Origin of the sequence: Spirillospora sp. NBC_01491 (genome assembly GCF_036227065.1) — a bacterium.
GTDB lineage: Bacteria > Actinomycetota > Actinomycetes > Streptosporangiales > Streptosporangiaceae > Spirillospora > Spirillospora xylanilytica.
In genome coordinates this window covers 2,535,409-2,546,354 of sequence record NZ_CP109432.1, presented here as the reverse complement: position 1 = coordinate 2,546,354, position 10,946 = coordinate 2,535,409, and the positions used below count along the sequence as shown (strand labels likewise).

The following is a 10,946-nucleotide window of genomic DNA, read 5'->3' as shown; positions in this document are numbered from 1 at the left end:
AGCCGGCGAGCGGAGCGAGCCAAATGAACACAGAGCCGATTGCCGTGGTGGGGATGGGGGCGGTGTTTCCGGGGGCCGGGACGGCGGCCGAGTTGTGGCGGAACGTGCGGGCCGGGGTGGACGCGATCACCGAGGTGCCGGCGGACCGGTGGGATCCGGCGGTGTACTACGACCCGGGGGCGTACGACCGGGCGCCGGTGAGCGATCGGTTCTACTGCCGGCGCGGCGGGTTCGTGGACGGGCTGGCCACGTTCGACCCGGAGCGGTTCGGGATCATGCCGGCGGCGGTGCCGGGGATGGAGCCCGACCAGCTTCTGGCGCTGCGGACGGCGGCGGAGGCGATCGCCGACGCGGGCGGGGACGACCGGCTGCCGGACCGGGCCCGGATCGGGGTGGTGATCGGGCGGGGCGGATACATCACGCCGGGGGTGGCGCGGTTCGACCAGCGGGTGCGGACCTCGCACCAGCTCGTGGGCGTCCTCGCGGAGCTGCTGCCGGGGCTGGGCGCGGAGCGGCTGGCCGAGATCCGGAAGGCGTTCTGCGACCGGCTCGGGCCGGACGGGCCGGACGCGTCGGTCGGGCTGGTGCCGAACTTCGCGGCGTCGCGGATCGCGAACCGGTTCGATCTGCGCGGGCCGGCGTACACGCTGGACGCGGCGTGCGCGTCGTCGCTGGTGGCGGTGGAGCACGCGGTGCGGGCGCTGCGGGGCGGGCAGTGCGACGCGATGCTGGCGGGGGCGGTGCACCACGCGCACCACGCGACGGTGTGGAGCGTGTTCAGCCAGCTCAGGGCGTTGAGCCCGAGCCAGCGGATCCGCCCGTTCGACCGGTCCGCGGACGGGACGCTGCTCGCCGAAGGCACCGGGATGGTGCTGCTGAAGCGGCTGTCGGACGCCGAGCGCGCGGGCGACCGGGTGCACGCGGTGATCCTCGGTACCGGGACGTCCAGCGACGGCCGGGCCGGGAGCATCATGAGCCCGCTGGTGGAGGGGCAGGTGCTGGCACTGGAGCGGGCCTGGCGGGACGCGGGCCTCGATCCCTCGGAGCCGCACGCGGTGGGGCTGGTGGAGGCGCACGGCACCGCGACGCCGGCGGGGGACGAGGCGGAGCTGGCGACGCTGCGGCGGGTGTTCGGGACGTCCGGTCCGTCGATCGGGCTGGGCACGGTCAAGTCGATGATCGGGCACGCGATGCCGGCCGCCGGGATCGCCGGGCTGATCAAGGCGGCGTGCGCGCTGCGGGAGGGCGTGCTGCCGCCGACGCTGCACGTGGAGGAGCCGCATCCGGCGCTGGCGGGGACGCGGCTGCGGCCGGTCCGGGCGCTGGCGGAATGGGAGCGTCCGGCGGGCGGGCTGCGGCGGGCGGTGGTGAACGCCTTCGGGTTCGGCGGCGCGAACGCCCACGTGATCCTGGAGGAGCCCCCGTCGGCGTCGGCCGTTCCGCGGCGGGTCCGGCCGGCGGTCGCGCGCGACGCGGGCCGGGCCCGGGTCGGCGAGGGCGAGGCCGTGCTGCGCCTGTCGGCGGTGTCGCCGGAGGAGATGGCGGCGCTGCTGAACGTGCCGGACGGGCAGCTCCTCGCGCAGGCGCATGAGCCGGCGGAGGGCGTGGAGCCGGAGGACTTGCCGTGCAGGCTGGCGCTGGTGGGGCCGACGGCGCGGCGGCTGGACCTGGCGCGGGCGGTGGCGCAGCGCGGGACGCCCTGGCGCGGGCGCAGCGACCTCTGGTTCACGCCGCGGCCCCTGCTGGCGTCGGGTGGGCGGCTGGCGTTCCTGTTCCCGGGGTTCGAGCCGGTGTTCGATCCGCGGGTGGACGACGTCGCCGCCCACTTCGGGATGGACGCGCCGGACCTGACCGGCCGCACCGACCTGCTGGGCCACGCGGCGGACGTGATCGCGGTGGGCCGGCTGCTCGCCCGCGCGCTCGCCGAGCTGGGCGTCGAGCCGGACGTGGCGGCCGGGCACAGCCTCGGCGAGTGGACCGCGATGATCGCGACGGGGCTGTACCCGGCGGACGCGGTCGAGGCGTTCATGGCCGCGCTGGACCGCGACGAGGTCCGGGTGCCGGACGTGGCGTACGCGGCGCTCGGCTGCGGCGCCGACCGGGCGCAGGAGGCCATCGGCGGGCGTCCCGGGACGTCGGTCAGCCATGACAACTGCCCGCACCAGTCGGTGATCTGCGGCCCGCCGGACGAGGTCCGCGAGATCGTGGGACGGCTCGCGTCCGAGGGGGTGCTGGGGCAGGAGCTGCCGTTCCGGTCCGGCTTCCACACCCCGGTCGCCGAGGTGTACATGGACGCGGTGCGGCGCTCGTTCGAACGGCTGCCGATCTGCGCGCCGCGGGTCCCGCTGTGGTCGGCGACCACGGTCGCGCCGTTCCCCGAGACGGCGGACCAGGTGCGGGAGCTGGTCGTGCGGCATCTGCTCGAACCGGTCCGGTTCAGCGAGCTGACCGAGGAGCTGTACGGCGCGGGCGTGCGGGCGTTCGTGCAGGTCGGGCCGGGGAGCCTGACCGGGTTCGTCGGCGACAGGCTGGGCGACCGCGATCACCTCGCGATGGCCGTCAACGTCCCCAAGCGGGACGGGATGGCGCAGTTGCGGCGCGTCGTGGCGGCGCTGTGGGCGGAGGGGTACGGCTCGTCCCGGTGGGCGGCCGGTTCCGCCGCCCCGGGCGCCGGCCTGCGGCTCGACCTCGGCACCCCGCTGATCAGGCTGGACGGCGCGATTCCGCCGCTGGACATCGCGCGGTCCCAGGACCTGCCGTCGCTGCCGGCGGGCGATCCGGTCATGGCGGAGCTCGAGGCGCTCCTCAAGGACGCCGCAGACAGCGCGCAGAGCGTGCTGGAGGCGGTTCGCCCGAGCGAGGCGGCTCCGCCCGCGGGTCCGGCTGCCACGGGCCCGCCCGGCCAGATGACCGCGCTGACGACGTCGCGGGTCTTCTCGCTCGACGCCATGCCGTACGTCGCGGACCACTGCCTGATCCCGCAGGCCGCCGGGTGGCCGGAGATGTCGGACCGCTTCCCCGTCGTCCCGCTGACCACGCTGCTGGAGGTGATGGCCGACACCGCGCGGGAGCTGTACCCCGACCTGGCGGTCATCGGTTTCGCGGACGTGCGGGCGCTGCGCTGGGTCATCGCCGAGCCCGCGACCACCGCCGCCATCCGCGCGACACCGGTCGCGCCGGACGGCGGCGACGCCGACGCCGACGTCGGGGTGCGCGTCGTCATCGAGGGGCACACCGAGGCGACGGTGCTGCTCGCCGCCCGCCACCCGGCGCCGCCCGCGCCGGACCGCACGCCGCTGGAGGGGGAGGGGCCGCCGGAGGTCACCGCCGAACGGTTCTACGCCGAGCGGTGGATGTTCCACGGCCCGCGCTACCAGGGCGTCAGTGAGATCTGCGCCCTCGCCGAGGGCGGGCTGCGCGCGAAGCTCACCTCGCTGCCGACGCCCGGCGCGCTGATGGACAGCGCGGGGCAGCTCTGCGGCCACTGGATCCAGGTGTACGGCGAGAAGGACCAGACCGTGTTCCCCGTCGGCATCGACCGCGTCTCCTGGTACGGCCCGCTGCCGTCGCCGGGTGAACGCCTCGACACCACCGTCCGGAACCGCGCGGTGTCCGGCACCACGATCCGCTGCGACGTGGAGCTCGTCCGCGCCGACGGAACCGTGTGGGGACGCGTCGACGGCTGGACGACGCACCGCTTCTACACCGACGAGCAGGTGTGGCGGATGAAGTTCACCCCGGAGGTGTCGGGGACCAGTGAGCCGCAGCCGGGCGGCTGGTGCCTGGCCCGCAAGCGGTGGGACGGCACGTCCGCGCGCGACCTGCTGATGCGGCAGTACCTGTGCGCGGCCGAACGGGACGAATACCAGGCCCTCACGCCGCGCGCGCAGGGCCCGTGGCTGCTCGGCCGGATCGCCGCCAAGGACGCCGTCCGGGAGTGGCTGTGGCGGCAGGGGCACGGCCCGCTGTTCCCCGCCGAGCTGACCGTCCGGGACGGCGCCACGCCCGGGCGGCCGACCGTCGCGGGCCCGTTCGACCGGCCGCCCGCGCTCGCGATCGACGGCGACGGCGAGTTCGCCGTGGCGCTCGTCCGGCCCGCCGGCCAGGCCGCCGGCATCGCCCTCGGCACGGTCGCGGATGAGGGAGTGCCGCCGAGCGGCGCGGAACGTGATCTGCTGGCGGGGGCACCGGGCGACCGCGCGACCGCGGCGACCCGGCTCCGGACGGCGAAACGCGCCGTGGCCGCGGCCACCGGGACCGACGCCGATGACCTGCTGGTCACCGCCGCCGGGCCCGACCGGCTGCTGGTCGCCGCCGGAGGGAGGGCGACGGCGGTGGAGTCGCGCCCGGTGGAGGGACGCGTCGTGACCTGGACGGTCGGGGCGCCGAGCACGCACAACGACAACGCGGGGGAGACACAGGCATGACGAGCGCAGACGACGGCGTCCTGGCCGAGGTCGTGCGGATGCTGGTGGAGGTGGTGGGCGAGGACTTCCTGCTGGACGTCCAGGTGGGGCCCGACACCACCTTCAACGGCGACCTCGCGCTGGAGAGCATCGAGTTCGTGGCGCTGGCCGAGAAGCTCCGGGCGCGCTACGGCGACCGGGGCGACTTCGCCGGCCTGGTCGCGGGCATGGACCTGGACCAGATCATGAACATGACGGTCGGCGACCTGACCCGGCACGTCGAGGCAGCGCATGCCTGAGGTGACCGCGCGCGGCGTCCGGTTCCACGTGCAGACCCTGGACGCCTGGGAGGGGAGCCCGGGCGGCGCGCCGCGCCGTGCGGGCGCGGGCCCGGCGCCCGTGGTGGTGTTCGTGCACGGCCTCGTCACCGACAACCTGTCGAGCTTCTACTACACCCTGGCCCGGCCCGTCTCCGCGGCCGGGGCGCACGCGGTCATGTACGACCTGCGCGGGCACGGCCGGTCCGAGTGCACCGCCACCGGCCACGGCGCGGCCGACGCCGCCCGCGACCTGTTCGCGATCCTCGGCGAGCTCGGCCACCACGGCCCCGTCCACCTGGTCGGCAACAGCTACGGCGGGGTGGTGGCGCTGAACGCGGCGCTCGCCCGTCCGGACCGGGTCGCGGGCCTGGTCCTGATCGAGGCGTACGGCCCGGCCGAGCACGCCGGGGAGTGGACCGAGGGCATGCTCAACTCCCTCGGCCGGACGGCGCTCGCGCTGGAGTACGAGTGCCAGGCCGACCAGCTCCTCGCGATGGGCTGGCGGCAGCGCGGCCGGCAGGCCGCCACCGCGGACGCGCTCATCAACGGCACCAGCCTGATGGAGGATCTGGCCGCGCTGGACCCCGTCCGCCCCGCCGACCTGGCGACGCTGTCGTGCCCCGTGCTCGCGGTGTACGGAGAGCATTCCGACGTCGTGGACGCGGGCACGCTGCTGCTGCGGTCGGTCCCCGGCTGCACGCTGCACATCATGGCGGGCCATGCCCACACCCTGCTGCGGGAGGGCACCGAGGAGCTCCTGGAGGTCATGTTGCCCTGGCTGTCCCACCACGCGGGCACCACCGTGCCCGCCGCGACCAGATCACCCCACGCCGTCCGCCCGGCGGCACCCGCGGCATCGGCCGAACCCGCGCCGTCCGCGCCCTTCGCGCCGCCTGTGCCGCCCGCGTCTCCGGCGGGTGTGCGGTGAGCGCGCGGCGCGTGGCGGTGCCGTCCCTGCTCGGCGAGGGCGGTGTGCAGCGCGGACCGAACACCGGGATCCCCAGGCGGAGGTTCCTGTTCGCGGTGCCGCCGTTGACCGGCCACGTCAACCCGACCGTGGCGGTGGGCGGCGAGCTCGCCCGCCGCGGCCACAAGGTCGCCTGGGTCGGCCACAAGGCCGCGCTCGAACCGCTGCTGCGGCACGGCGCGCAGATCTTCGCGGCGGAGGACGCGGCGTTCGGCGCCCGGATGGAGGCGGCCCGCGAGCAGTGGCTCGGCCTGCGCGGCCCGGCCGCGCTGCGGTTCCTGTGGGAGGAGTTCATCGTCCCGCTCGGGCACGCGATGATGCCGGGTGTGCAGGCCGCGGTCCGCCGGTTCCACCCGGACGTGGTGATCGCCGACCAGCAGGTCCTGGCCGCCCCGGTCGCGGCGCGGCTGCGCGGGATCCCGTGGGCGACCTCGGCGACGACCTCGGCCGAGTTCACCCGGCCGCTGGCCGGGATGCCCAAGGTCGAGGAGTGGGTCCGCGAGCGGATCGGCGAGTTCCAGCTCGACCACGGCATCGACGACCTGCTCGACCTGCGCTTCTCCGACCACCTGGTGCTGGTGTTCTCCACCGCCGCGCTGGTCGGCGACACCTCGGTCTTCCCCGGCCACTTCGCGTTCGTCGGGCCCGCGCTCGGCCGCCCGCCGGGGAACGACTTCCCCTGGGAGTGGCTGGACGGCAGGCCCGCCGTCCTCGTCTCGATGGGCACCCTCAACGGCGCCGCCGCCGGACGGTTCTTCCAGGTCGCGGCGGATGCCGTCCGCGACATGGACGTGCAGGCGGTGCTGGTCGCGCCGCCCGGGGCCGTCCCGGACCCGCCGTCCAACGTGCTGGTCCGCGACCGGGTACCGCAGCTCAAGCTGCTCGAGCGGATGAGCGCGGTGGTGTCCCACGGCGGCCACAACACGGTGTGCGAGGCGCTCGCGCGGGGCCTGCCGCTGGTCGTCGCGGCGATCCGGGACGACCAGCCGGTCATCGCCCGCCAGGTCGCCGCGGCCGGCGCCGGCATCCCGATCAGGTTCGGCCGCGTCCGCGAGGCGGAACTGCGCGACGCGCTCGCCGCGGTGCTGACCGACGACGCCTACCGGGCCGCGGCCCGGCGGGTGCGCGACTCGTTCACCGAGGCGGGGGGAGCGGCGCAGGCGGCCGACCGGCTGGAGAAGCTGACGTGACCCGGCCGCCGGCCGCCGGGAGGGCGGCCGAGCCGGACGCGCGGATCACCGCGCACGTCTTCGAGCGCGCCTTCGGCCGTCCGCCCGCCGGGATCCGCCGCACCCCGGGCGTCCTGACCCTGCTCGGCGGCGCCCCGCCCGGCACGCCCGTATCGGACCTCGCGCCCGCCCTCACCATGGCGGTGACCTGGGGAGTCATCGTCGCCTTCGGTGACAGCGACGACACCGGCGCCGTGATCGACCTCTACTCGATGAACCACCACGCCGATCGCTTCACCGCCGCGCCCGGCGACCTGCGGAACGCCGGGGCGCCGGGCTGGGCGGCGGAGCCTCTGGCCGCCTTCCGCGCCCGGCCGGTGCCGCCTCCCGCGCGGATGGTGGTCAACCGCGAGCTGCCCGCCGAGATGGGGCTGTTCACCGGCGTCGAGGCCCGCTGCGCCGTGGCCCTCGGCCTGGACGATCTGCACGGCCCGTCCGGGGGAGGGGAGCCGCAGGACGCGGCGTACACGACGGCCCTCCACGCACGCGAGGCCGAGGCGCTGCTGGTGGCCCCCGGCGGCGGCGCCGAGCGCGTCCCCTGCGACCTGGCGGCGTCCGGCCTCCGCCTCCTGATCATCGACCCGGGCGCCCCGGCGGCCCCGTCTCGGACGGTGTCCCGGGCGCCGGTGGACGACACGTCCGCCGAGCGGGCGGCACAGGCGCTGCGTGCCGGGCGGATCGCCGACCTGGGGCCGCTGCTCACGCAGGCTCATGCCCGCGGCGCCCCCGCCCTCGACCTGGCCCTGGACGCCGCCCGTGACGCGGGCGCCCTGGGCGGGCGGACGATCGGGACGTGCGTGGTGGCGCTCGTTCCGATGGCGAACGTCCCCCAGGTGCGGGCCCAGGTCGGCGCGCGGCTGGCGGGTGCCGTGCGGCGCCCGCCCCGTTTCCTCACCGCGACCCCCGTCCCCGGCGCGGTCCGGCGCGGTGTCACAGACGCGGGGTGAAGGGCCGGCGCCGGCCCGGGTCGCCGCCGGAGCCGGGACCGGAGAGGGCCGCCTCGACCAGCTCGACGGCCTGGACGAGGGCGACCAGCCGCCCGCCCTCGCGCCGGTACGCCTCCATCACGGCCTCGACGCCGTGCGGCGGGACGGCGCCGGAGAGGTCGACGCGGGCCGTGCGGAAGCCCTCGCGGGCGGCCTCGACCGAGGCGTCGACATGGTGCCGGGCCATCCGGGCGAGGACGATCGGGTAGCGGCGCAGGACCCCGTAGCGCCGGTACTCGGGCGGGACGAGCTCGAGCAGCCAGGCCATCGCGGTGTCCTCGAAGCGCTCGGTGCCCGGCGGGTGCACCTGCGCCGGCCAGCCGGGCGGTACGTGCGTGCTCACCCGTTCAGGATAACCCGGATGTTCGAATCTATGTTCGACACATTTCGGACACTGTCCGTCAGTCCGTCCCGGGCGCCGGATCCACCGGCCCGGTCCGCCGGATCCGGATCTTGCCCGAGTCGAGGTCGGCGGCGCCGCCGCCCGCCACCTGATGGTCGTCGTGGCGCATCAGCTTCTCGCGCTGCTGCTCCTCCTGCTTGATCTTCTTGGAGCCCTCGAACGCGGAGGCGAGATCCTCGAACATGCCGCCGCCGAACCCGGCGCCGGTCTCGCCGTCCCCGCGGATGGCGCCCATCAGGGACGTGCGGCCGGTGCCCGTCTGCGGCCAGTCGACGATCTCCGGCTCGACGGGCTTGCGCTTGGCCGGCGCGCGGCCCTTGGCGCGCTTGCGACGGCGAAAGGGTGACTTCACACACACTCCAACGCGATGAGTCTCCGAAATGATCCCGTGGCCGTTCACTCCCCGAACGACCAGCGGGTGGGAGAACCGGTGAAGTCCCCCTGCCATAGTCCGAATGCCCGCTCGGGCCGCACTTCTACCGTCGCGTTCACCGCGGGGTCCAGGAAATCCACACGATAGCCGGTGGCGTACTTGGCGTTGACCAGGTCGATGAACAGCTGGAGCTTGCGCGGCTCGGTGACGATCTCGGCGCGGCCCTCGATCACCACCGGCTCCTCGGCCGCCTCGGTGGTTACCACCACCTGCGGGTTGGCCCGCAGGTTGGTGATCTTGCGGGACGGCAGGCTGCTGCTGAACAGCAGCGCCTCCCCGGACCAGGCGCCCCACACCGGCATCGAGTGCGGGCGCCCGTCCGGACGGACGGTGCACAGCCAGAAATTGCGGGCCGCCGACATGCGCTCGACGGCCCAGGCCCAGGGCAGCAGGCCGCTGCCGTCCGCGGGCCCCCGCACTCCGTAGCCGGGCATGTGCGGGCGGCTCGCGCTCGGCTCCGGCTCAGGTAGGGCGTCGGCGACCGGCATGGAAGTCTCCCCTCGTTCGGCCTCCCCCGCCCTCATCGTTCCAGACCGGGCGGCGGGCGGTGTTCGGCGGTGGCTCGGCTGGAGCGCCCCGGGGCTGTAGCCTGCGGGACGTGCGTCTATCCCATGTCATCACGGCTCTCGAAGAGCTCTACCCGCCGGCGTGGGCCGAGTCGTGGGACGCCGTCGGCCTGGTCTGCGGCGATCCCGGCCAGGAGGTCGCCCGGGTGCTGTTCGCGGTCGACCCGGTGACGGCCGTTCTCGACGAGGCGCTGGAGTGGGGCGCGGACCTGGTGGTGACCCACCACCCGCTGCTGCTGCGCCCGGTGCACGGCGTTCCCGCGACCGATCCCAAGGGCCGGCTCGTGCACCGCATGATCAGAAATGGCGTCGCCCTCTACACCGCGCACACCAACGCCGACGTCGCCGACCCGGGCGTGTCCGACGCGCTGGCGCGGGCCGTGGGCCTGGTCGGCCCGTTGCGCCCGATGGTCCCGTCGGCCGAGGACCCGCGCCGCGGCCTCGGCCGGATCGGCGAGCTGGCCGAGCCGCTGACGCTGCGCGATTTCACCGCCCGCGTCGCGGCCGGGCTGCCGGCCACCGCCGCGGGCGTCCGGGCGTCCGGCGACCCCGGCCGCACGGTCGGCACCGTCGCGGTCTGCGGCGGCGCGGGCGACTCGCTGCTCGGCACCGCGCGCGCCGCCGGCGTCGACGTCTACCTCACCGCCGACCTGCGCCACCACCCCGCCTCGGAGTTCGCCGAGCACGGGGGGCCCGCGCTGGTCGACGCCGCGCACTGGGCGACCGAATGGCCCTGGCTGGCGGACGCGGAACGGCGCCTCACCGCCCTCGCCGGAGCGGGCGACGCCGTCGCCGCCGGGCGGCACGGAGCGGGCAAGTTGGAAACCAGGGTGTCTACGCTCGGCACCGACGCGTGGAGCCTGCACGACGAAGGAGTGAAGTGAAAGCCGCACCACAAGCCCAGCTGCGCCTGATCGACCTGCAAGAGCTCGACAGCTCACTCGACCGGCTGGCGCACCGCCGCCGGACGCTCGCCGAGCTCGCCGAGATCGACCGGCTCGGCGGCAGCCTGACCGAGCTGCGCGACGCGATCGTGGGCGCCGAGACCGAGGTCGGCGACCTCGACCGCGAGCAGCGCAAGGCCGAACAGGACGTCGACCAGGTCCGGGCCCGCGCGGAACGCGACCAGCAGCGGCTCGACTCCGGCCAGGTCACCTCGGCCAAGGACCTCAGCGGCCTCCAGGCCGAGATCGAGTCGCTGACCCGCCGCCAGTCCGACCTGGAGGAGGTCGTCCTGGAGATCATGGAGCGCCGGGAGGAGCTGGAGGGCCGGGTCGGCTCGCTGCGCGCCGACCAGGCCGCCGCCCAGCGGGACCTGGCCGCGCTCACCGAGCGCCGCGACACCGCCCAGCGCGAGATCGACGACGAGGCCGGGACGACCGGCTCCGCGCGCGCCGCGGTCGCCAAGGACGTCCCGGACGACCTGCTCGGCCTGTACGAGAAGCTGCGCGACCAGTTCGGCGGGGTCGGCGCGGCCAAGCTCTACCGGGGCGCCTGCCAGGGCTGCCACCTCGCGCTCAACACCGTCGACCTCAACCGGATCCGCGCCGCCGCGCAGGACGAGGTCGTCCGCTGCGAGGAGTGCCGCCGGATCCTGGTCCGCACCCCCGAGTCCGGGCTCTGAGGGCCGCGCGGG

General features: G+C 75.5%; 10 protein-coding genes. 7 read left to right on the top strand and 3 right to left on the bottom strand.

Translation table 11 applies throughout. The features are described 5' to 3' along the window. The first annotated feature begins 23 nt into the window (after window positions 1-23). Genes OHA34_RS12015 through OHA34_RS11995 form a run of 5 tightly spaced genes read left to right on the top strand, consistent with a single transcriptional unit; the run spans window position 24 to window position 7,869 of the window. A complete protein-coding gene (locus tag OHA34_RS12015) occupies window positions 24-4,427 on the top strand; it encodes a beta-ketoacyl synthase N-terminal-like domain-containing protein (protein WP_329521636.1) in 4,404 nt (1,467 codons plus the stop codon). Then, window positions 4,424-4,705 (top strand): hypothetical protein, encoded by a 282-nt coding sequence (locus tag OHA34_RS12010; RefSeq protein WP_329521635.1) that lies wholly within the window; start codon window positions 4,424-4,426, stop codon window positions 4,703-4,705. The genes OHA34_RS12015 and OHA34_RS12010 overlap by 4 nt, the downstream gene beginning before the upstream one ends. Further along, window positions 4,698-5,654, top strand: a complete 957-nt coding sequence (locus OHA34_RS12005; RefSeq protein WP_329521634.1) for an alpha/beta fold hydrolase — start codon at window positions 4,698-4,700, stop codon at window positions 5,652-5,654. Before OHA34_RS12010 ends, OHA34_RS12005 begins: the two co-directional genes overlap by 8 nt. Then, window positions 5,651-6,883, top strand: coding sequence for a glycosyltransferase (locus OHA34_RS12000; protein WP_285941204.1), 1,233 nt, complete (start codon window positions 5,651-5,653; stop codon window positions 6,881-6,883). The genes OHA34_RS12005 and OHA34_RS12000 overlap by 4 nt, the downstream gene beginning before the upstream one ends. Continuing rightward, window positions 6,880-7,869, top strand: a complete 990-nt coding sequence (locus OHA34_RS11995; RefSeq protein ID WP_329521633.1) for a hypothetical protein — start codon at window positions 6,880-6,882, stop codon at window positions 7,867-7,869. The genes OHA34_RS12000 and OHA34_RS11995 overlap by 4 nt, the downstream gene beginning before the upstream one ends. Here OHA34_RS11995 and OHA34_RS11990 read toward each other — a convergent pair. The 3 genes from OHA34_RS11990 to OHA34_RS11980 are packed head-to-tail and all read right to left on the bottom strand — an operon-like array spanning window position 7,853 to window position 9,232. Then, entirely contained in the window at window positions 7,853-8,251 is a 399-nt protein-coding gene (locus tag OHA34_RS11990) for a hypothetical protein (protein WP_329521632.1), read from the bottom strand. The genes OHA34_RS11995 and OHA34_RS11990 overlap by 17 nt on opposite strands. A gap of 58 nt (window positions 8,252-8,309) precedes the next feature. After that, complete coding sequence (locus tag OHA34_RS11985; protein WP_285941201.1) at window positions 8,310-8,663, bottom strand: DUF6191 domain-containing protein; 354 nt, start codon at window positions 8,661-8,663, stop codon at window positions 8,310-8,312. A 44-nt stretch (window positions 8,664-8,707) separates the two neighbouring features. Further along, complete coding sequence (locus OHA34_RS11980) at window positions 8,708-9,232, bottom strand: pyridoxamine 5'-phosphate oxidase family protein (protein ID WP_285941200.1); 525 nt, start codon at window positions 9,230-9,232, stop codon at window positions 8,708-8,710. Window positions 9,233-9,342: 110 nt separating this feature from the next. On the opposite strand from OHA34_RS11980, the gene OHA34_RS11975 reads away from it, so the two are divergent. Further along, window positions 9,343-10,194 carry a Nif3-like dinuclear metal center hexameric protein gene (locus OHA34_RS11975; RefSeq protein ID WP_285941199.1) on the top strand — a complete coding sequence of 284 codons (852 nt, stop codon included), beginning with the start codon at window positions 9,343-9,345 and terminating at the stop codon, window positions 10,192-10,194. Then, window positions 10,191-10,934: a zinc ribbon domain-containing protein gene (locus tag OHA34_RS11970; protein ID WP_285941198.1), complete on the top strand. Its 744-nt coding sequence runs from the start codon at window positions 10,191-10,193 to the stop codon at window positions 10,932-10,934. Before OHA34_RS11975 ends, OHA34_RS11970 begins: the two co-directional genes overlap by 4 nt. Window positions 10,935-10,946 lie beyond the last annotated feature (12 nt).

Bases quoted from the DNA above. Each gene is read 5' to 3' on its own strand.
- OHA34_RS12015 (WP_329521636.1), top strand. From the start codon at position 24: ATGAACACAGAGCCGATTGCCGTGGTGGGGATGGGGGCGGTGTTTCCG.
- OHA34_RS12005 (WP_329521634.1), top strand. From the start codon at position 4,698: ATGCCTGAGGTGACCGCGCGCGGCGTCCGGTTCCACGTGCAGACCCTG.
- OHA34_RS12010 (WP_329521635.1), top strand. From the start codon at position 4,424: ATGACGAGCGCAGACGACGGCGTCCTGGCCGAGGTCGTGCGGATGCTG.
- OHA34_RS11980 (WP_285941200.1), bottom strand. From the start codon at position 9,232: ATGCCGGTCGCCGACGCCCTACCTGAGCCGGAGCCGAGCGCGAGCCGC.